Raw genomic sequence first — 21,393 nt, forward strand, 5'->3', positions numbered from 1 at the left:
AAGATGGGCGTAGTTTGCTTGCAAATAATTACTTTTGTACGTTAAATACTAAAATAATGAAAGGAATTCTACCCACTTATTGCAGAACCATGGGATATACTCTTTTAATCCTGTGTGTGTTCTTGCCGTTGATGATGTTTATGTTTGGAATGATAAACGATAGTAACTTGTTGTTTACCAAAGCCTCTGTGAAGTTGTTTATTTGGTTTTCTCTTTTCATGATATTTCTGGCAAAGGTGAAAAACGAGAATGAGGCAACATCTAAAATCCGTGTTAAGGCCATTTGTTATGCCATTTATCTTTTAGGCATTTATTATATTGTTATGCTTGCCAGGGGAGTCTATGATGGAAACCTTGAAGAAGCCGATAATTCTATTGCTATTGTTTATATGGCTTTCAATGTACTTTGTCTAGAGTTTGGCATTCAAAAGAGTAAAGTAGACAAGCTTTTTAAAAAATAATCTTCTTTTCCGTTAAACCTTTTGAGGGTGGAAGTGTCCAAAGGACATTAGGCATTAAATCTCATTAGGAAAAATAGAAAGATGAAGAAATTGATACTTTTGTTGTTACTGGTGTGTGCCGGTACAACTCTCTCTTGGGCCCAGGGCGGCAAACGAGTCACGGTAAGCGGAACTGTAGTTGATGGAGATGACAAGAGTCCGATAGCACAGGCTACCGTACAGTTGCTTTCTCTGCCGGATAGTACAATGGCAGTAGGAAATGTTACCAATAATAATGGTGTTTTTTCTGTGGCGGCACGTCCCGGAAAATATGTTTTGAAGATTTCCTTTGTCGGTTATCTGACGCAGGAGAAGCCGTTGCAATTGACGGCCGGAAAGCCTTCTGTCAATGTAGGTACGGTGACTTTACCCACTGATGATATTATGCTGGGTGAAGCGATTGTGGTGGCTGAAGCTCCTCAAGTGACTATTTCGGAAGATACAATCGGATATAATGCATCCGCCTATCGTACTCCCGAAGGAGCTATGCTGGAAGAACTGGTGAAAAAACTGCCCGGAGCCGAGGTTGATGAAGATGGAAATATCAAAATCAATGGTAAGGATGTGAAGAAAATCATGGTGGACGGTAAGGAGTTCTTTGGCGGCGATGTGAAGACCGGATTGAAGAACTTGCCTGTCGATATGGTTGATAAACTGAAGACTTATGATAAGAAATCTGATTTGGCCCGTATTACAGGTATCGATGACGGTGAAGAGGAAACGGTGCTGGATTTGACTGTCAAGAAGGGTATGAATCAGGGGTGGTTTGGAAATGTCGATTTGGCGGGAGGTACTGAGGACCGCTATATGGGACGTGCCATGATAAACCGTTTTTATGATAAAACTCAATTCTCTATTATCGGTTCTGCCAATAATGTGAATGACCAAGGATTTTCGGGTGGGGGAGGCGGCCCTCGCTGGAGACGTAATAACGGACTGAATGCCACAAAGATGCTGGGTGCGAACTTTGCTACCGAAACGTCTAAACTGGAATTGGGAGGTAGTGTGCGCTATAATTATCGTGATGCAGATATCATCAGTAGCGGTTATTCTCAACGTTTCTTGCAGAGCGGCAATTCTTATTCAAATACGAATTCAAACAACCGTAACAAAGTAAGTGATTTTAATGCGGATTTCCGTATGGAATGGAAACCCGATTCAATGACAAATATTATCTTTCGTCCTAACGTCTCTTATAACAAGACCGATGGGGCTACAATGAAAGAATCAGGTACTTTTAATGACGATCCTTATAATTATATTGCCAATCCGAATGACTATCTTAATTTTAATGATATGGATGGCAATGATCCGTTGCGCGATATCCGTGTCAATGCGACCAATGAGCGCGGCTTGTCGGATACCAAGAGCGTGTCTGCCAATGCCACTTTGCAGGTGAACCGCAAGCTGAACGATAAAGGGCGCAACATTACGTTCCGGGGTTCGTTTGGTTATGGCGATAACGACAATGATCAATATACCCAGTCAGAAACTCGTTATTATCAAATACATAATTACTTGGGAGGAGACTCTATCCAATACCGCAATCAGTATATAACGATGCCGACTAAGAATTATAACTATATGGCACAGCTGACGTATAGTGAGCCGATTGCACGGGCTACTTTCCTGCAACTCAGCTATCAGTTCCAATACAAAAACAGTACGAGCGACAAGTCTACTTATGATTTACAAGGTTTCCCTTGGGAAATCGGTGACGGATTGCCCGAAGGATATGAAGCTGCGTATGTGGATAGTTTAAGTAAAGATGCCGAGTATCAATACTTTAACCATGATGTCTCTTTGGGACTGCGTTTCATTCGGGAGAAGTATCAGATGAGTGTGGGAATGTCTTTGCAACCGCAGAATACCAAGCTTTCTTATAAAAAAGGAGCGTATATGGTAGATACCACTCGCACTGTCTTTAATTTTGCTCCTAATCTGGATTTCCGCTATCGTTTCTCTAAAGTGAGTCAGTTGCGCATCACTTATCGCGGACGTAGCAGTCAGCCGAGCATGGAAAACTTGTTGCCGATTGTCGACAACTCGAATCCGCTGAACATCCGTGTCGGTAACCCTGGTTTGAAGCCTTCGTTTGCACATACCATGCGTGCATTCTATAATACATATAATGCTAAAAAGCAACGTGGAATGATGGCGCACTTGATGTTTACCGCTACTCAGAACAGCATCAGTAACAGTACGCAGTATGATATGGAAACCGGACGGACTATTGTCACTCCGCAAAATATTAATGGCAACTGGAACGCTTTCGGTATGTTCGGTTTCAATACCGCACTGAAAAACAAGAAGTTCACCATCAATTCTTTTGCACGCGCCAATTATCAGAATCAGGTGGCCTATCTTTATAATAAGGATACAAAGATGGATGATAAGAACACGACTACTGGTCTGACGCTGGCAGAAAATCTGAACGGTTCGTATCGTAACAGCTGGTTTGAATTCTCTTTGAACGGTTCTATCGAATATACGGCGGAACGTAGTAAATTACGTCCGGAAAATAATCAGAATCCTTATACATTCTCTTATGGAGCAAGTACCAATATCACTCTTCCCTGGCAAATGACTTTGTCTACCAATATCACTAATCAGTCAAGAAGAGGATATAACGATGCCAGCTATAATAATAATGAGTTGATATGGAATGCCCAGATAGCACAGAACTTGCTTAAAGGAGCTGCAACTATCAGCTTTGAGATGAATGATATCCTGAAGCAACAGAGCAATGTCAGCCGTTCACTGTCTGCCGATATGCGTTCGGTTACAGAATACAACAGTATCAACAGTTATTGTATGGTTCACTTTATTTATCGTCTGAATATCTTCGGAAGTAAAGGGGCACGAGATAAAATGATGAATAACAGGCGCGGTTTCGGGGGGGGCGGCTTTGGCTCCGGTCCCGGAGGACATGGAGGACGCCCATTCTAAAATAAGCATAGAAGAATCTTTTCCCAATCTATATTGTTATAGGTTGGGATTTTTTTTATATGTTTGCTAATGTGTAAATCAGAGCTATGATAGAATGGAGCATATTCAATGAGATATTTACTGTTGCCTTTAACCTGCTTTACTTTATAATTATCATTGGCACTATTATGATAGTGGTGCTTGATAATCGTAATCCGGTTAAAACAATGGCCTGGGTGCTTGTGCTCTTTTTTCTGCCGATAGTCGGACTTGTTTTTTATTTCTTCTTCGGTAGGAGCACACGTAAGGAGAAACTGATTGGTCGTAAAGGGTTTACCCGCTTGATTAAGCGTCCGATGGCAGAATATCAGGCGCAGAAGGCGTTTAAATGTCCCGAAGACCAGCACCAACTAATGCGTTTCTTTAGAAATGTGAACAATGCTTTGCCTTTTGAAGGCAACAAGACGGAAGTCTATACCGACGGACTGTCCATGCTGCAATCGTTGATGAAGGCAATCAGTAAAGCGAAGCATCATATTCATTTGGAGTTTTATATATTCGAAGATGACTCTGTGGGCAGGTTGTTGCGTGATTTATTGATTGACAAGGCTCGTGAAGGAGTTGAAATCCGTCTGTTGTATGATGATGTAGGATGCTGGAAAGTTCCCCATCTCTTTTATGATGAAATGAGAGGTGCCGGCATTGAGGCACGCAGCTTTCTGAAAGTCCGTTTCCCGGTTTTTACGAGTAAGGTGAATTATCGTAATCATCGTAAGATAGTGGTGATTGATGGGAAGGTTGCCTTCACGGGAGGGATGAACATAGCTTTGCGTTACATGAAGGGCTTCCAATGGGGAATTTGGCGTGATACTCATATTAAGATAGAAGGGAAAGCTGTGTATGGATTGCAGACGGCGTTCCTGACAGACTGGTATGTGGTGGATCGTACTCTGATTACTTCTTCCCGTTATTTCCCCGAGATGGAGAGTTATGGTAATGCTTTGGTACAGATTGTGACTTCAGATCCGGTGGGAGAGTGGCGGGACATCATGCAGGGTCTGTTGATAGCCATCAGCAGTTCACGCAAATATTTTTATATCCAGACTCCTTATCTGCTGCCTACCGAACCTATATTGATGGCTTTGAAAACGGCTGCTCTTGCGGGTGTAGACATTCGTATCATGATACCGGAACGTGCTGATACGCGGTTGACTCATTTGGCTTCTCTTTCTTATTTGGATGATATGATGCGTGCCGGTGTTAAGATATATCTTTACCAGAAGGGATTCCTTCATTCCAAATTGATGGTGAGTGACGATATTCTTTCTACGGTTGGTTCCACCAATATGGATTTCCGAAGCTTTGAACATAACTTTGAGGTCAATGCTTTTATGTATGACCGTACTTCTGCATTCACCTTGAAAGAGATTTTCTTGAAAGACCAAAAGGACGCTTTCCTATTGCAGAGAAAACAATGGATGAAGCGTCCGTGGTATCAAAAGGTACAAGAATCTACTATTCGGCTTCTGGCACCGTTGCTCTAAAGAAGGAGAAATTGACACTGCCATATATGCGGCGTTCGATGAAATGAGGATTATCCTCAAAGTTTTGATCTTTTCCGTGTTCCAGTACCAGCAATCCGTCTTCCTTCAGCAGTCCGTTTTCGAAAATACGGCCGGGAATGCTTTGCAGATCTTTTAATGCATAGGGTGGATCAGCAAAAATGAAATCGAATTGTTCGCTGCATTTCTCAATGAATTTAAAGACATCGGCACGGACAGGAAAACACTTGTCGGTTTTTACTTCACGCATTACTTGAGATATGAAGGACAAGTGTTGAGGGTCTTTTTCTACCGAGATTACTTTGTCGCAACCGCGAGAGACTAACTCGATGCTGATACTTCCTGTTCCGGCAAAAAGATCGAGTGCGGTTACTCCGTCTTCAAAGTCGAAATAGTTATTACTTAGCACGTTAAACAGATTCTCTTTTGCAAAGTCTGTTGTCGGGCGTGCTTTGAAACTGTTGGGTACGTCAAATCGGCGCCGTTTGTATATTCCACTAATTACTCGCATAAGATTAGAGTTTGCATATCAAAAGGTATATCTTCAATTTTGCTTATCTCAGAACGGTTGAACTCAGCTTTCGGATTGATAACAAATACTTGGCGCAGATACTTGCGCAGGTCGGTCAGCAATTCTTCCTTATCTTTAAATTTTCCGGTCACTTGTAATTCATCTTTTTCTTGGTTGTAGCCCAGCTGTTGCCATATATATAATAGGTAATACACACGGTCGGCCGTTTGTTTGCAGGGGAATGAGTTTATTAATAATAATTTTCCCTTGTCATAGCAGTATACTTCTATCAGATGTTCGCGGACGTGGGCATAGAGCTTTTTACTGTTGCCTAGTCTGCTTTTTTGCGCAAAGTATTCTGTCAGCGGACTGACCGTCGAGAAGAAACGGGCGGTGGGAAAGTGTTCTGTCAATAATTGGTGGGCATGCTTGTCCATGGCAAACAGAATCACCACATTACTTTTGCCTAGCACATTGCCTAGCACAATCTCATTATTGGCCTTTGGAAAATTATGATAAAATAATGCATCCATCTGTTCGTCCTCGAATAAATCAAAAGGAACCGGAGTGGATCGGGGAGAGTCTACCAAAATGTTTATCCGTTTATAAGGATACTTTAATGCTTCTGTGCTTGCCAGCATTTCTTTGATATTGGCAGTCATGGAACAGAAGGTATTGACCGGATAGGAGTCGAAGCTGAAGTCGCTATCTCCTAACGGATTGTAGATAGAAAAAGAAAATCCATCCGCACTGAGGCGGATGGATAATGTATATTGTTCCGATTTAGTAAAATCGATACGTTCAGTCATTCTTATTCCCAGTTACCTGCGTTGTTGTTAGGCTGTTCGATATCACCAACTCTCAAACCACAGTATTTGCCAAGTTTGCTTTGAAGGTCTTTCAAGTTAGCCAATTCCTGTGCGTTCAAACCGCTCAGATATGTTTCGTATGGAGTCTGTGCCTGGAATAAGTGCAAAGGAGCACCTGATTTGGTTGTATCGTTACGGATAGCCATTTCAAACTGTGCACCGTTTCCGAAGGGTACATATCTCATAGAGTCTGGGTTGAAACCTGCACCATAAATAGTATCGGTTACAGCTACCCACATTGTATCACGTTTGAAGTTCATCAAACCTTCTTTTTCTACTTCTTTCCAGTTACCTGTCTTCTTGGCCTTATTGATAATAGCCATAGCCTTCTTTTCAGTCATACCGGCTTCCAACTGAGCATCAGATAAAACTCCTTCTTTCTTTACGAACGGAAGTTTTGCGGTTTTAACAAAATCAATCAAAGTATCAAAGCTGGCAGTATATGCACCTGAATGTAGGTTACGGTATTCCAACTGCGCTTTACGGATGTCAATCAAGCGAGCTTTTACTTCCTTCTCTCTAGCCTTTTTAGTGTTGTCAAAGTTAATCGGTCCCACGATGCTACCATAGCATACATATACCAAACCGATAACGCAGGCAGCCAATACAATATTAATAACTGTTTTCATGATAAATATGTGTTTTTTTTAGTTTATATTCGCATCGCAAAAATAAAATAAATAAATCTAATAACGCACAGTTCAGGGAACTTTTTATTACGCAATTATGATTAATAATTCTTTAGTGCAGCAAATTAAGGGAAATTTTCTATATAAACCAACTTTAGAGCAAGAAAAAGCTGTTAAATCTTTAGCAGATTTTCTTTTTTCCCGCCAACAGGATTCGGTTTTCCTCTTAAAGGGGTATGCCGGAACCGGAAAGACGTCTCTCATCGGGGCGTTGGTCAAAACTTTGGACCAGTTGCAACAGAAGTGTGTTTTGCTGGCTCCCACCGGTAGAGCTGCAAAAGTATTTTCACATTATGCCGGGCATTCCGCTTTCACGATTCATAAGAAGATTTACCGTCAGCGCAGCTACTCCAATGACATGGATAACTTTTCTTTGGATGACAATCTGCATCAGCAGACTTTGTTTATTGTCGATGAGGCATCCATGATAGCTAATGACGGTTTGTCGGGGGCGGCTTTCGGAACGGGACGTCTTTTGGATGACCTTATTCAGTATGTGTATGCCGGAACCGGTTGTAGGTTGATGTTGATTGGTGATACGGCGCAGCTTCCTCCGGTGGGTGAAGAACAGAGTCCGGCTCTTTCTCCCGATATCTTGAAGGGGTATGGGCTGGAAGTGTACGAGACACAACTCACCGAGGTGGTTCGCCAGACGCATGATTCGGGTATCCTGTGGAACGCTACGGAATTGCGCCGTTATATTTCGGAAGAAGAATTCTTCGCGCTTCCTCCCATTCATGTCGAAGGATTCCCGGATATTCGTATTGTTCCGGGGAATGAACTGATAGAGGCAATCAATGACAGCTATGATTATGCGGGAATGGATGAAACCATTGTGGTTTGCCGTTCCAACAAGCGGGCTAATGTTTATAACAGGGGGATTCGCAACACTATTCTTTATCGTGAGGATGAATTGAACAGTGGTGATTTACTGATGGTGGCAAAGAATAATTATTTCTGGACGGAGCAGTGCAAAGAGATAGACTTTATTGCGAATGGCGATATTGCTGTGGTACGCCGTGTGCGTCGGGTTCGTGAAGCGTATGGTTTTCGTTTTGCAGATGTAGTGTTGGCTTTTCCTGATTATGATGGTGTGGAATTGGAGGTTAAGTTATTGCTTGATACTCTTCATACCGATACTCCTGCTCTGCCTAAAGAACTGAATGATAAGTTATTCTATACAGTGTTGGAGGATTATGCCGATATCAGCATGAAGCGGGAGAGAATGAAGAAAATGAAGGCTGATCCTCATTATAATGCTTTGCAGGTGAAATATGCTTATGCGGTGACATGCCATAAAGCGCAAGGTGGCCAATGGAAGCGTGTTTTCCTTGACCAAGGCTATATGACGGAGGATATGCTTACGCCCGATTATTTTCGCTGGCTTTATACTGCTTTTACCCGTGCCACCGAAACTCTGTATCTGGTGAACTGGCCGAAGGAGCAAACCGAATAGAGGAATTACCGTACCACTAAAGGCAAATGTCACGTGAGGGTGTGTTAAGACTCCGGTATCGCTATCAATTAGCCTGTCATTCTGAGCAAAAGCGAAGAATCTGTATACACAAAGTAATTGCAAACAGATCCTTCACTGGTGCTCAGGATGACAAAATAATAGCCCGCTTTAGTTTTGACACACCTCCGTTGTGCCCTGTCTTTATGGTTTCATTAATATCCCGGGTTTTGTGTAATATTGGGTGTTTCAGCTACTTTTGAAGGAATCGGCAACAGAAGTTGGTAATCTTCTATTTTAAGAAACTCTTTTGCTGCTCCTAGGCGTTTGAGGAAAGAGAAGCACCCGAAAGTTTGTCCCATTATGTTAATTCCTTTATCCAATAAATGGGCTTTTATTTCGTCGGCTTTATCACTGCCTTCCCAGTTGCCATCAAATATCTTCAGGGCATTGGAAGCCTCAGCCACTTGGTTGTTTGCCAGCAATAATTCCACACGCAATGCATTTTGGTTCGCAATGCGATAGATGAGATGATAAGGTCCATTGAAATACATTCTGTAAAGCGGCTTGTTAAGCATCGAAGACTTGTTATTGTTGACTTTCCATAGATTGGCGCTAAGATACGTGTTGTCGTCTATTTTCTCAAAATGCTTGGACGCATTGCCATAGTCTTTTATCTCCGCATACATTGTTGCCATAAGCAATTGGGCGGCGGCAAAGGAAACCGGATTGCTTTCCGGCTGGGATTGTGTGGCAGTCTGTGGTAATGAATTTGCATATTTCTCTAAAGCTTCCAGTTGCTTGGCATAGATAAGTTTGACCGGAGTACGTGTTAAGTCGCTTTCATGATTGATATCATTAAAATTGTCGGGAGTGACGTAGGGTACGTCTCCAAACAGTTGCGTGAGGCTTTGATATACCAAAGACTGAATGGCATAGGCGGTCCCTACATAGGGTTCTACTTCATAACCATATGCTTTGCTTGTTAATACGTGAATCATATAGTTACATTGCCTGATTGTTGCATAGGCGGCAGTCCATATTTCGTACACTTCGTTATCATCGGGAACTAAAGTAGTGGGATAATCGGGAATAGGGCCGATGACGCCACAGAAGTTGGCTTCCCATACACACTCTGTTTGCAGAAAGTCACGGAGATATTTATTGACCTGTTCCAATAACTGGATGCATTGTTGCCGGGATGGAGTAAATCCTTCTTCGGTTATTTCAAAATCATCCGGTTTGTCTTGTTCATCAAGTCTTCCGTCTCCATTCCGGTCTACAAACCGCCAGAATTCCGGAAAATCGTTTTTGAAGTTATAAGCTTTGTAGAAAGAATCCAGTTGTTCATGTATGCTGGAATATTTCATATTCTGTTGTCCGTAACGGATGCTTTCTTTTATGTCTTCATTGTCAATGCGGCCGTCTGAAGCAAAGTCTTTATCCCATTCTTTAAAGAAATCATCTAGGAACTCTTCGTCTACCGATGTTAGGAGAATGTTAGAAACGGCAGCCATTATGGAGGACGGGTCATTGTATTGGCTGAAAGAAGTTTGCGTCGGGACAACGCTGAGCATAGACACATATATGTCGCTAATGCTGAAAGCGGTAAACATTTCTTTCAGAGCTTGTTCCGATGCCTTTTTATAGATTTCGAGTGACGTCGGAATCATTTTATCATAATCCGGATTCTTTTTTAGGAGGTTACAGATGCGGGCTGCCGTCAGTTGGGTGAATATATTGACATTGGTAGCCGGAAGTTTTATATATCGGTTGATACTTCTTTTTTCACTGTTGTGATTTTCCAAATGGTTGATGGCGCGCAATGTGGTTTTGTGTTCTGAATACCGCCCTTTGGTTCCGTTAAAAAAGTTGCCGGTCACTTGCACTTCAAAGTAAAGGCTTTCATTAAGCGACATATTGTCCACTACAGAGAAAAGACCATAGTCGGTCTTAGCTTCGTTGCTATATTGAAACTTTTCAATGTGTGCCAAACTTTTGTCTAATGGAAACACCGTTATCGTGCTGTTGTGGTTGAAAGCGCCCAATTCAGCATAGCCTTCCACATGATAAGTCATAGTGGGAGTGGGGTCTGGAGCCGGATCCGGTTCGGGAATGTCATCGTTTTTATTGTCACTGCATGCAGCGAAGATACAAAGCAAAAAGAATAGGGCTAAGTGTGAGTACTGCTTTTTCATCATATTATTTATATGTTTTGTGTTGTTAGTAAATGAATACTTTCAAAGATAATAAGTTTTGTGCATATAGCAAGAGAAATATCGGATTATCTTTCAATTAAAAAAGTCCCGGTATTGGCTTTTCAGCCAAATACCGGGATACTCATTATATTTAAATATGGACGGATTCCTGTTGGATTACAGTGCTGCCAATTCAATAACTTTATCAACCGCAGCATTCAAACCATCGGCATTCTTACCACCGGCAGTTGCAAAATGAGGCTGACCGCCGCCGCCGCCCTGAATCAATTTGGCAGCTTCGCGCACCAACTTGCCCGCATTCTGTCCGGCTTTCACCAAATCATCGCTAATCATCACTGTCAGCATCGGTTTGTTATTGTCTACGCTACCGATAACCACAAACAGGTTGGCGGGAATTTCACCTTTCAACTGGAATGCGATATCTTTCACTACATCGGCAGACATCGGGATAACGGCTTTTACTACTTTCACACCGTTCACTTCCTTGGCGTTGGCTACTAATTTGGCTTTCACCTCAGCAGCTTTTTCTTTCATGAACTCGTCTACCTGTTTCTTCAAACCGGCATTTTCGTCAATATACTTACGGATAGCGACTTTCAGGTCGGGAGCATTGTTGAACAAAGCTTTCAGGTCGTTCAGCGTATCTTGAACGGTATCCATCAACTCTTCTACTTTAGCACCGGTGATGGCTTCGATACGACGCACGCCGGCTGCAACAGAACTTTCGCTCACAATGCGAACCATACCAATCTTTCCGGTAGCCGATACGTGAGTACCTCCGCAGAACTCGATAGAGTTGCCGAACTGAACAACGCGTACTTCATCGCCATACTTTTCACCGAACAAGGCGATAGCACCCAGTTCTTTTGCTTTCTCGATGGGCAGGTTACGGTATTCGGTCAAAGGAACGTTTTCACGAATCTTGGCATTAACCAAATGTTCTACTTCGCGAAGTTGTTCGTCTGTCACTTTCTGGAAGTGAGAGAAGTCGAAACGCAAAGACTCCGGAGTCACCAAAGAACCTTTCTGTTCTACGTGAGTACCCAGAACTTGGCGCAATGCTTCGTCCAGCAAGTGAGTACAAGAGTGGTTGGCTGCTGAAGCGGCACGTTTCTCTGCATCTACACACGCCATCATCGGAGCTTCGATATGTTCGGGTAATTTCTTGGTTATATGGATAGGCAGATTGTTCTCTTTCTTGGTATCGATGATTTCGATTGTCTCGAATTCGCTTACAATAACACCGGTGTCGCCTACCTGACCACCACTTTCTGCATAGAACGGAGTATCGCTCAATACAATCTGGTAAAGTGTCTGGTTCTTCTGTTTTACCTGACGGTAACGCAGGATGCTGGTTTCGTATTCGGTAAAGTCGTAACCTACAAAGTTGGTTTCGCCTTCTTTTACAGTAATCCAGTCACCTGTTTCAATAGCGGCCGCGTTGCGTGCACGTTCTTTTTGTTTCTGCATCTCTGCATTGAACTCTTCTTCGTTTACGGTCATGCCGTTTTCGCGAAGGATCAATTCAGTCAAGTCGAGTGGGAAACCGAAAGTATCATAAAGGGTGAAAGCATCCACACCGCTGATTTCCTTCTTTCCGGCAGCCTTGGCGTCAGTCATGGTCTTGTCCAACAGGCGGATTCCGGTTTCCAGTGTGCGTAGGAATGATTCTTCTTCTTCTTTGATTACTTTCTCTATCAGTGTCTTTTGTGCGTTCAGTTCGGGATAAGCCTCGCCCATGTTCTCAATCAGTACGGGCAACAGCTTGTACATGAATGCCTGTTTCTGGCCTAAGAAAGTATAACCGTAGCGAACGGCACGGCGCAGAATACGGCGAATCACATAACCTGCCTTGGCATTGCTGGGCAACTGGCCGTCGGTGATAGAGAATGCAATGGTACGGATGTGGTCGGCAATAACACGCATAGCGATATCTGTCTGAGTATCTTTACCGTATGTAGTGCCTGCCATTTCAGCAATTGCTTTGATGATGGGCTGGAATACATCGGTATCGTAATTTGAAGTCTTGCCTTGGAGGGTACGAACCAGACGTTCGAATCCCATACCGGTATCAATCACCTTAGCGGGAAGTCCTTCCAATGAACCGTCAGCCTTGCGGTTGAACTGCATGAATACAAGGTTCCAGATTTCAATTACTTGCGGATGATCCTTGTTTACCAGTTGGCTGCCGGGGATTTGAGCCTTTTCTTCTTCCGAGCGTGAGTCGATATGGATTTCGGAACAGGGACCGCAAGGTCCTGTATCACCCATTTCCCAAAAGTTATCGTGCTTGTTTCCGTTCAGGATATGGTCTTTCGGTAAGAACTGTTCCCAATATCCGGCTGCCTCGTTATCGCGTTCCAAGCCTTCTTCGGGGCTTCCTTCGAATACGGTGGCATACAAGTCTTTAGGGTCTATCTTCAACACATCTACCAGATATTCCCATGCCCAACTGATGGCTTCTTTCTTGAAGTAATCTCCGAAAGACCAGTTGCCTAGCATTTCGAACATGGTGTGATGATAGGTGTCGTGTCCTACTTCCTCCAAATCATTGTGTTTTCCGCTTACGCGCAAACATTTCTGTGAGTCCGCCACTCTTTTGTTCTTGGCAGGGTGGTTGCCCAAAATAATGTCTTTGAACTGGTTCATACCTGCATTGGTGAACATCAATGTGGGGTCATCTTTAATGACCATTGGAGCCGACGGAACAATCTGGTGTCCTTTCGACTCGAAAAAGCTTTTGAAAGAATCTCTAATTTCTTTAGCTGTCATCATGTCGCTATATAGTCTTCTAGTTAATATTCTCAAAAAGGATTTGCAAAGATAATTGGTTTTATTATTTTTGTCGACAATAATTGTGCAAAATATTGATGTGTTGTGCATTAAAAACTTCAAAAAGCAGAAATAGATGCGTAAAGTCTACTATATTTATAATCCTAAAACCCGAACTTACGACCGCATTTACCCCACAGTGAGGCAACGCGCCATAAGCATCTTACGCCGTTTGTTTGTGGGCATGGGCCTGGGAGCAGGCAGTTTTATTATTTTATTGTTCATCTTCGGTTCACCTTCCGAAAAGGAACTTCGTATAGAGAATGCACGTTTGCTGGCGCAGTATAACGTATTGTCTCATCGTTTGGATGAGGCGTTGGGAGTGATGCAGGATATCCAGCAGCGTGATGACAACTTGTATCGGGTGGTGTTGCAAGCCGATCCTGTTTCGGATGCGATTCGCAAAGCAGGTTATGGAGGAACGAACCGTTACGAGCAGTTGATGGATATGGCAAATGCCGAACTGGTGATGAATACCACTCAAAAGATGGATATGCTGAATCGCCAACTTTATATTCAGTCGAAGTCTTTTGATGAGGTGGTGGACTTGTGCAAGGGACATGATGAAATGTTAAAGTGTATTCCGGCCATTATGCCGGTATCCAATAAGGATTTGAAGAAGACAGCTTCGGGATACGGAACACGTATCGACCCTATTTACAATACGCCTAAGTTTCACGCCGGAATGGACTTTTCTGCCAATATCGGTACGCCGGTATATGCCACCGGAGACGGTAAGGTGATAAAGGCAGGGTGGGAGACTGGTTATGGAAACTTAATTCAGGTTGATCACGGGTTTGGTTATGTGACTTGGTATGCACATCTGAGTAAATATAAGGTTCGTCCGGGTCAGAAAGTGGTGCGTGGCGAGGTGATTGGCGAAGTGGGGAATACAGGAAAGAGCACGGGGCCTCATTTGCATTATGAGGTGCATGTGAAGGGTAAAGTACAAAATCCGGTGAATTATTATTTCATGGATTTGAGTGCGGAAGATTATGATAAGATGGTTCAGATAGCTGCCAATCATGGTAAGGTCTTCGACTAATCTATATCTTCAGTATGTTTGCTCTAAATAAATAGTTGATAAAATGGCATATAATCCGAATAAGGAACTGAAGCTTTACTACTCAATAGGTGAGGTAGCAAAGATGTTTAATGTAAACGAATCGCTGTTGCGTTTTTGGGAGAAGGAATTTCCATTCATCACTCCTAAAAAGGCGGGGGGGAATGTACGTCAGTATCGTAAAGAGGATATTGAGAACATTCGTTTGGTGTATCATTTGGTGAAGGAGAAAGGACTTACGCTTCAGGGAGCTAAACAGAAATTGAAGGTAAGTAAGGATACGTCTATCCGTGCAACGGAGATTCTTGACCGTTTGTTGCTTGTGCGCGAGGAATTGGCAAGTATGCGGAAAGAATTGGATTATCTGACATAATGCCCCTGCATTTATCAAACTGTTGTTATTATCCATCACTGTAGGGACGTAGGCTTACGCCCCTACAGTGACGAAAATATGATATTACGCAACGCTTAATTAGGTAAGTCTTCAAACTTTTCGATGCGGGTTACTGTCTTCACTTCACTGATTCTCCGTAAGTTGGTAGAGATGGTTTTTACGTCATCCACATCATGTACAAACAATTGGATTCTTCCTTCAAAGATACCATCGTTTGTTTCTATATTCAACTTATGAATATTTACGTTCAGTTGCTGGGAGATTATTTCTGTGACTTTATTCAGCAGCCCTATGTGGTCTATTCCTTTGATATATAGATTAACAGGAAAATATAAAGATTTGCCTGTCTCCCATTGGACAGCCAGAAGTCTGTTGCCATAGCTGCTTTTCAGTTTGGTAGCTAAGGGACATTGACGTTTGTGAATGATGATTCGATTATCGTCATCAATATATCCCAATACATCATCTCCTGGAATGGGTTTACAGCATTCAGCTATCACATAGTTCTTTTGGATTGCTTCAGGAGTAAGTTTTAGAATTTTCTTACTGTCAATCTTCTGAATCGGCTCTTTTTCTTCGGTTTTTTCTTTATTGCTCTTGTTACCGCCGAAAGCAAAGGAGATGTATTTTTTCCAATTGCTGGTGGCAGGCTTGTCCTTCAATTCATTTTTATCACTCTCGCCTAGGGTAATGGTCTTGAAACCAATAGCGGAAAACAACTCTTCTTGTGTCCTTACATTGTGGAAAGTACAGAGTTTCTGTATATTGTCGGAGGTGAGTTCCAACCCTTCTTTATTGAAGAATTCATGTAGGATTTCTTCTCCGGTTTGTTGCATACCGCGTTGTTCACGCTTCAATATGGCTAGAATCTTGGCTTTTGCCTTGGCTGTAGTAGCAAAGTTAATCCATGACGGTTGGACGTGCTGTGATTTGGAAGTAAGAATTTCCACCTGGTCTCCACTTTGCAACTTGTGACTGAGAGGTACCAGTTTATGGTTCACCTTAGCACCGATACAGTGGCTTCCCAAGAAAGTGTGGATAGAGAATGCAAAGTCCAGGGCCGTGCAGTTTTGCGGCATTGTCTTTATTTCTCCTTTCGGGGTGAAAACAAAGATTTCGGATGCGAATAGGTTCAATTTGATGGTATCTAGAAAATCCATAGCGTCCGGTTGCGGATCATCCAGAATCTCCTTGATGGTACGCAGCCATTTTTCCAATTCTCCTTCGTCTTCACTGCCTCCTCCTTCTTTATATTTCCAATGTGCGGCAAAGCCTTGTTCGGCAACGTCGTTCATGCGTTCACTGCGTATCTGCACTTCAATCCACTGTCCTTTATTGCTCATCAGTGTGACATGCAGAGCCTGATATCCGTTGGATTTCGGATGGCTCACCCAATCACGTAGGCGGTCGGGATGTGGCTTATAAATCTTGGAGACTGATACATATATATTAAAACACTCGTTGAGTTCTTCTTCAGGATCTTTAGGGGTGAAGATAATGCGGACGGCAAGTATATCATAAATTTCTTCGAAAGTGATATGCTTGGTCTGCATCTTGTTCCAGATGGAGTAAGGAGACTTGACTCGCGCCATCAGTCGGTAACTGATGCCCATTTTGTCCAGTCGCGCGCGAATAGGAGCCGTAAATTCACGGAAAACTTCTTCGCGTTCTGCCTGTGTCTCTTGTAGTTTCGCTTCAATCTGAGCATATTCTTCGGGATGTTCATATCGGAAACTGAGATCTTCCAATTCGGTCTTTATCTTGTTAAGCCCAAGGCGATTGGCAAGCGGAGCATAGATATATAAGGTCTCACCGGCTATTTTATATTGCTTGTTGGGTAACATTGAGCCCAATGTGCGCATATTATGCAGTCGGTCAGCTATTTTGATAAGGATAACACGGATGTCATCACTCATGGTCAACAGCAGTTTTTTGAAGTTTTCTGCTTGTGCCGAAGCTCTGTCACCGAATATGCCACCGGAGATTTTGGTTAACCCATCTACGATTTGGGCAATCTTCGGACCGAACAGGTTTTCAATGTCTTCTACTGTGTAGTCGGTATCTTCAACTACATCGTGTAACAAGGCGGAACAAATAGAAGTAGAGCCTAATCCAATTTCGGTACACACAATTTTGGCAACTGCTATCGGGTGCATGATATAAGGCTCACCCGAGCGTCGTTTCACTCCTTTGTGTGCTTGCTTGGCAAAGTTGAATGCCTTTGTGATGATCTCTACCTTCTTTCTATGTTTGGTCGCGAGATAACTGTCCAAAAGTTCCTGAAACCCTTGGTTTATCATCTCTTCGTCAGCTTGTTCCTGAAGTTGTTTTTCATCCGTCATAATTGCCTCCTATATAATCTATAATGCAAAAATATACAAAAAACATCTTTATGCAAGCGATTTCGATAAATCTATCGTGTTAAATCTTTCTTTTTTACCAATTAGCGTATTCTCAATGATTTTCCGGCTCTGATATTATTACCTTTTATGTTGTTGAGGCGTCTCAATTGATTGACGGAAACATGATATTTGGCTGCAATTCCTCCCAATGTGTCACCGGATTTGATTTTATGATATACAGCTCCTTTGGATGAAGTAGGGATACCGGCATTGTCTTTGATAGCTACGGTTTTTCTTTTTTTCAGATATTCGTCTGTTTTGTACGCAAAGATACTGTCTTGGCGGTCGATAAAATTGCTGACTGTATTGTTGGGCAGACGCAGTACGCATAATTCGCTGTTGCCGGGAATGATATCCTTTTTATATTGTGGATTCAGGCTGCGTAATTGGTCTATGTTGAGGCTGCAGACTTCTGCCACTTGTTGCAAATGAAGGTCTTTATGGATATGGATAGTGTCGGTTGTCGAGGGAAGCTGAGTTTCCATCGGGCAAATACCGTGTTCACAATAGTAGGTCATAATATAGTTGGCTGCAATAAAAGCAGGTACATATCCTCTGGTTTCTTTGGGCAAGTAATTATAGATGGTCCAATAGTCTGTTGCACCGCCGGCACGTCGTATTGCTTTATTGATGGTGCCCGGACCACAATTGTAGGCAGCCAATACAAGGTTCCAGTCCTGATAGATGGCATAAAGGTCCTTTAAATAACGCGCGGCAGCCCAAGTCGATTTGATGGGGTCGCGTCTTTCGTCTATCAGGCTGTTGTTTTTCAGCCCATATATTTTTCCTGTTCCCAGCATGAACTGCCACAAGCCGGTAGCTCCCTGTCGGGAAACTGCTACGGGATTTAGTGCGGACTCAATGATAGGAAGATATTTTAATTCCATGGGTAGGTCATATAAATCAAGCGCTTCTTCAAAAATAGGCATATAGAAGTTTGTTGCTGCCAACATGAAAGACACCTTATTGCGCAAACGGTTGGCATACATATCTATAAACTTTCTAACAGCTTCATTGTAAGGCATTTCTATGATAGACGGGATACGTGACAAACGATCCATGTAGATAGAATCACTGACAATGGGGTTGGCTGAAGTCATTTTGCAGTTTTCACCCATACTGATGTAATTCTTTGATTGCCAGTCCCAAAATAGGCTGTCCATTTCAGACTGCATACTTTCAGGGATGTCAATAACTTCTTCTTTTCCTGTCGTTTGTGAGTGAACAGTGATGCTTTGTGTTTGTGCACTGATTCCTGTCGTTCCTATAAGTGCGAATAAGCCAATTAAAAAGTTTTTCATGCGATTTAAAATTTGAGGCTGCATTGTAAACCGATTGCGTTCCCACCGATTTTATTGCGGCCATCGTTAAAAATAACAGGCTCTATTTTGAGACCCAAGTCTTTTGAAATATCAAAGTCCGAAAGTTCGGCATCTACATAAGCGTCTATCACAGACAATAGGTATACACCAATAAACGCAAATATACTTAAATCGCGCTGGCGGCGATAGAGGTCTTTTCTTTTTCTGAAAATCTCCTTGTATCGTTCCTCCTGGCCGGAGATGTCCGCATTGGGCGGAAGAAAATCTTCATAGCTTTTTGTATTGGGGTCATCGTCCATGATATCAAGGTATGCTTGCGAGTAATCTTTGTACATCTTGCCGTTCCAACTCAGCGCGTAGGCACATCCCATAAATCCGCCGTATACGATAGGCAATTTCCAATATTTCCTATTGTAAATCTGTCCTCCTCCCGGGATTATCAAGGCCAGCCATGTAGCACGGTTCGAGTTGGGGATAAACCGTTTCTTTTCCGTCGGCAGGGCTTTTTGTATGGAGTCGTTTTTCTTTGCCAGCAGTGCAGTGTCAACCGGAGCTTCCAGCTTCTCTATCTCTTTTTTGTTCAGTATAGCCAGACTGTCGGTTGTTATACTGTCTGTAGTCAAACTGTCTGTGATTGCTTGCTGTCTGAGAGCCAGCGAATCTACGCGTATTCCCATTCGGCGTTGACGTGCTTTCTGGGCGTAAACATCCGTACTCCCGGCCCATAACAAGCACAAGAGCAAAAGAGACAGTAGTTTATATGTGGATATTCTTTTTTCCAATGTCGTAATAGCGCTTTATTCTTTTTTCTTTAGCGAATCAAATATTTCCATGATACGCTCAAGATCTTCTTCATTATTAAAAGGAATGCTGATTTTGCCTTTTCCTTTAGTTGTACATGATAGTTGTACTTTTGAGCCGAAGAAACCGCATAGATGGTTTTGCAAGATAGTATACTCCTCCGAAAGTTTGCTGCCTTTCGGTTTTATTTTCTTGCCGCCGCTGTCTATGGTTTCACCGCTTGTCAGTGCTTTTACTATCTCTTCCACTTTGCGTACGGAATAGCCCTGTGCCTGTATTTCATTAAATATTCGTATCTGGGTTTTAGGGTCATCCAATGCCAGCAATGCCCGGGCGTGTCCCATATCTATTTCACGGTTCTTTAAAGCTACCTGAATCTGCGCCGGTAGTTTTAACAGACGGAGATAGTTGGCTATCGTAGTGCGTTTCTTGCCGATACGTTCACTTAGGCGCTCCTGTGTCAGTTCGTATTGTTCCAACAAATGCTGATAAGCCAACGCTATTTCCAATGAATTCAAATCCTCCCGCTGAATGTTTTCAATCAATGCCATTTCCATCACATTTTCGTCATCGGCTGTGCGGATATAGGCAGGAATTGTTCTTAGTCCGGCTTGGACAGAGGCGCGATAACGACGCTCCCCGGCGATGATTTGATAAGAGTCTTCATTCAGTTGACGTAACGTTATAGGTTGGATAATACCGATTTCAGCGATAGAGTCAGCCAACTCCTGAAGCGCTATCGGGTCAAATTCGCGACGCGGCTGGTTCGGGTTGACGGAGATTTTGCTCAGTTCTATTTCATTAATAGAAGAAGAACCGGAGGTCTTTACTTCTTCGGTCGAAATCAGTGCGTCAAGTCCGCGTCCTAAAGCAAATTTCTTCTGTACTGCCATCGTTTACTTACTGTTACGTGTTATAATTTCTTGTGCTAACGCTAAATGGTTCTTGGCTCCGGTTGAGTCGGTATCATATAGAATGACAGGTATGCCGTGGCTGGGAGCTTCGCTCAGTTTAACGTTTCGCTGGATAATCGTTTTAAATACCAGTTCCTGAAAGTGTCTTTTCACTTCATCGTAAATCTGGTTGGCCAGACGGAGGCGTGAATCGAACATAGTCAGCAAGAAGCCTTCTATTTCCAGTGACGGGTTTAGCTTCGATTTAATAATCTTAATGGTGTTCAGCAATTTGCTGATACCTTCCAAGGCAAAATATTCACACTGCACGGGGATGATTACAGAATCTGCCGCAGTCAGTGCGTTTATAGTGATGAGTCCCAATGAAGGCGAGCAGTCTATCAGAATATAGTCATATTCGTTTTTCATTGGGCTAAGCACTCTTTTCATTATCTTTTCACGGTCTTCCAAGTTCAGCATTTCTATTTCCGCCCCTACCAGGTCGATGTGAGAAGAAACAATGTCGAGTCCGTCGATGTCGGTGGTATAAATTGCTTCCCGTATATCGGCTTTGTTGATAAGACATTCATAGATAGAGCATTCTACCTCTTTAATGTTCACACCCAATCCTGATGATGCATTGGCCTGAGGGTCAGCATCGATAACCAGTACTTTTTTCTCCAGTGTAGCCAGAGAAGCAGCCAGGTTAATAGTGGTGGTAGTTTTACCTACTCCACCCTTTTGATTGGCTAAAGCAATAATTTTTCCCATATTAATCAGTTTTTTCTCGCTGCGAAGTAACTAATAATAGATGAGCACACCTATTAAAATCGGCAGACATTAGCAAAACTGTTGATAACTCATTGGTTTTGTTAATAACTCAACGAGGGCAAAGATAATTATTTCCTGCCAATTCTATTTCAATTTTAGCACTGGGTTGTAGAAGATTAAGATA

At 42.7% G+C, this 21,393-nt stretch carries 16 protein-coding genes; 6 read left to right on the top strand and 10 right to left on the bottom strand.

Annotation, left to right across the window (positions count from 1 at the left end; genetic code table 11):
* Positions 1-56: 56 nt before the first annotated feature.
* The 3 genes from QYT14_RS06540 to cls all read left to right on the top strand — a co-directional run bounded on the left by QYT14_RS06540 (position 57) and on the right by cls (position 4,972).
* Positions 57-461 carry a hypothetical protein gene (locus tag QYT14_RS06540; RefSeq protein ID WP_237040320.1) on the top strand — a complete coding sequence of 135 codons (405 nt, stop codon included), beginning with the start codon at positions 57-59 and terminating at the stop codon, positions 459-461.
* Positions 462-542: 81 nt separating this feature from the next.
* Positions 543-3,449: a TonB-dependent receptor gene (locus tag QYT14_RS06545; RefSeq protein ID WP_288324546.1), complete on the top strand. Its 2,907-nt coding sequence runs from the start codon at positions 543-545 to the stop codon at positions 3,447-3,449.
* Positions 3,450-3,535: 86 nt separating this feature from the next.
* On the top strand, positions 3,536-4,972 hold the full coding sequence (gene cls, locus QYT14_RS06550) for a cardiolipin synthase (protein ID WP_237040318.1): 1,437 nt from the start codon (positions 3,536-3,538) through the stop codon (positions 4,970-4,972).
* Here the strand turns inward: cls and QYT14_RS06555 are convergent.
* The 3 genes from QYT14_RS06555 to QYT14_RS06565 are packed head-to-tail and all read right to left on the bottom strand — an operon-like array spanning position 4,944 to position 6,999.
* A complete protein-coding gene (locus QYT14_RS06555; RefSeq protein ID WP_288324547.1) occupies positions 4,944-5,501 on the bottom strand; it encodes an RsmD family RNA methyltransferase in 558 nt (185 codons plus the stop codon). The two genes, cls and QYT14_RS06555, sit on opposite strands and share 29 nt — an antisense overlap.
* Positions 5,492-6,310 (bottom strand): DUF3822 family protein, encoded by an 819-nt coding sequence (locus tag QYT14_RS06560; protein ID WP_288324548.1) that lies wholly within the window; start codon positions 6,308-6,310, stop codon positions 5,492-5,494. The genes QYT14_RS06555 and QYT14_RS06560 overlap by 10 nt, the downstream gene beginning before the upstream one ends.
* A 2-nt stretch (positions 6,311-6,312) precedes the next feature.
* Positions 6,313-6,999, bottom strand: coding sequence for a hypothetical protein (locus QYT14_RS06565; RefSeq protein ID WP_237040315.1), 687 nt, complete (start codon positions 6,997-6,999; stop codon positions 6,313-6,315).
* 97 nt (positions 7,000-7,096) lie between these two features.
* On the opposite strand from QYT14_RS06565, the gene QYT14_RS06570 reads away from it, so the two are divergent.
* Complete coding sequence (locus tag QYT14_RS06570; RefSeq protein ID WP_288324549.1) at positions 7,097-8,515, top strand: AAA family ATPase; 1,419 nt, start codon at positions 7,097-7,099, stop codon at positions 8,513-8,515.
* 212 nt (positions 8,516-8,727) lie between these two features.
* Here QYT14_RS06570 and QYT14_RS06575 read toward each other — a convergent pair whose 3' ends face one another.
* Together QYT14_RS06575 and alaS are read right to left on the bottom strand one after the other, a co-directional pair.
* Positions 8,728-10,713 (bottom strand): RagB/SusD family nutrient uptake outer membrane protein, encoded by a 1,986-nt coding sequence (locus QYT14_RS06575; RefSeq protein WP_288324550.1) that lies wholly within the window; start codon positions 10,711-10,713, stop codon positions 8,728-8,730.
* Between the two features lie 174 nt (positions 10,714-10,887).
* A complete protein-coding gene (gene alaS, locus QYT14_RS06580) occupies positions 10,888-13,506 on the bottom strand; it encodes an alanine--tRNA ligase (RefSeq protein WP_288324551.1) in 2,619 nt (872 codons plus the stop codon).
* A 133-nt stretch (positions 13,507-13,639) separates the two neighbouring features.
* On the opposite strand from alaS, the gene QYT14_RS06585 reads away from it, so the two are divergent.
* Both QYT14_RS06585 and QYT14_RS06590 read left to right on the top strand, forming a co-directional pair.
* Complete coding sequence (locus tag QYT14_RS06585) at positions 13,640-14,608, top strand: M23 family metallopeptidase (RefSeq protein ID WP_117462461.1); 969 nt, start codon at positions 13,640-13,642, stop codon at positions 14,606-14,608.
* 43 nt (positions 14,609-14,651) lie between these two features.
* Complete coding sequence (locus QYT14_RS06590) at positions 14,652-14,999, top strand: MerR family transcriptional regulator (protein ID WP_237040309.1); 348 nt, start codon at positions 14,652-14,654, stop codon at positions 14,997-14,999.
* 95 nt (positions 15,000-15,094) lie between these two features.
* Here QYT14_RS06590 and QYT14_RS06595 read toward each other — a convergent pair whose 3' ends face one another.
* The 5 genes from QYT14_RS06595 to QYT14_RS06615 form a co-directional block, all read right to left on the bottom strand.
* On the bottom strand, positions 15,095-17,362 hold the full coding sequence (locus QYT14_RS06595) for a RelA/SpoT family protein (protein WP_288324552.1): 2,268 nt from the start codon (positions 17,360-17,362) through the stop codon (positions 15,095-15,097).
* Positions 17,363-17,463: 101 nt separating this feature from the next.
* Entirely contained in the window at positions 17,464-18,723 is a 1,260-nt protein-coding gene (locus QYT14_RS06600; protein WP_237040307.1) for a lytic transglycosylase domain-containing protein, read from the bottom strand.
* Positions 18,724-18,728: 5 nt separating this feature from the next.
* Positions 18,729-19,526 carry a DUF5683 domain-containing protein gene (locus QYT14_RS06605; RefSeq protein WP_237040306.1) on the bottom strand — a complete coding sequence of 266 codons (798 nt, stop codon included), beginning with the start codon at positions 19,524-19,526 and terminating at the stop codon, positions 18,729-18,731.
* A 15-nt stretch (positions 19,527-19,541) separates the two neighbouring features.
* The gene (locus QYT14_RS06610) at positions 19,542-20,438 is read right to left on the bottom strand and encodes a ParB/RepB/Spo0J family partition protein (RefSeq protein ID WP_288324553.1); all 897 of its coding nucleotides are present in this window, start codon (positions 20,436-20,438) and stop codon (positions 19,542-19,544) included.
* 3 nt (positions 20,439-20,441) lie between these two features.
* A complete protein-coding gene (locus QYT14_RS06615; protein WP_288324554.1) occupies positions 20,442-21,209 on the bottom strand; it encodes an AAA family ATPase in 768 nt (255 codons plus the stop codon).
* Positions 21,210-21,393: the final 184 nt, after the last annotated feature.

Origin of the sequence: uncultured Phocaeicola sp., from assembly GCF_948499155.1 — a bacterium.
Classification (GTDB): Bacteria; Bacteroidota; Bacteroidia; order Bacteroidales; family Bacteroidaceae; genus Phocaeicola; species Phocaeicola faecalis.

Bases quoted from the DNA above. Each gene is read 5' to 3' on its own strand.
- QYT14_RS06540 (WP_237040320.1), top strand. From the start codon at position 57: ATGAAAGGAATTCTACCCACTTATTGCAGAACCATGGGATATACTCTT.
- QYT14_RS06545 (WP_288324546.1), top strand. From the start codon at position 543: ATGAAGAAATTGATACTTTTGTTGTTACTGGTGTGTGCCGGTACAACT.
- cls (WP_237040318.1), top strand. From the start codon at position 3,536: ATGATAGAATGGAGCATATTCAATGAGATATTTACTGTTGCCTTTAAC.
- QYT14_RS06555 (WP_288324547.1), bottom strand. From the start codon at position 5,501: ATGCGAGTAATTAGTGGAATATACAAACGGCGCCGATTTGACGTACCC.
- QYT14_RS06560 (WP_288324548.1), bottom strand. From the start codon at position 6,310: ATGACTGAACGTATCGATTTTACTAAATCGGAACAATATACATTATCC.
- QYT14_RS06565 (WP_237040315.1), bottom strand. From the start codon at position 6,999: ATGAAAACAGTTATTAATATTGTATTGGCTGCCTGCGTTATCGGTTTG.
- QYT14_RS06570 (WP_288324549.1), top strand. From the start codon at position 7,097: ATGATTAATAATTCTTTAGTGCAGCAAATTAAGGGAAATTTTCTATAT.
- QYT14_RS06575 (WP_288324550.1), bottom strand. From the start codon at position 10,713: ATGATGAAAAAGCAGTACTCACACTTAGCCCTATTCTTTTTGCTTTGT.
- alaS (WP_288324551.1), bottom strand. From the start codon at position 13,506: ATGATGACAGCTAAAGAAATTAGAGATTCTTTCAAAAGCTTTTTCGAG.
- QYT14_RS06585 (WP_117462461.1), top strand. From the start codon at position 13,640: ATGCGTAAAGTCTACTATATTTATAATCCTAAAACCCGAACTTACGAC.
- QYT14_RS06590 (WP_237040309.1), top strand. From the start codon at position 14,652: ATGGCATATAATCCGAATAAGGAACTGAAGCTTTACTACTCAATAGGT.
- QYT14_RS06595 (WP_288324552.1), bottom strand. From the start codon at position 17,362: ATGACGGATGAAAAACAACTTCAGGAACAAGCTGACGAAGAGATGATA.
- QYT14_RS06600 (WP_237040307.1), bottom strand. From the start codon at position 18,723: ATGAAAAACTTTTTAATTGGCTTATTCGCACTTATAGGAACGACAGGA.
- QYT14_RS06610 (WP_288324553.1), bottom strand. From the start codon at position 20,438: ATGGCAGTACAGAAGAAATTTGCTTTAGGACGCGGACTTGACGCACTG.
- QYT14_RS06615 (WP_288324554.1), bottom strand. From the start codon at position 21,209: ATGGGAAAAATTATTGCTTTAGCCAATCAAAAGGGTGGAGTAGGTAAA.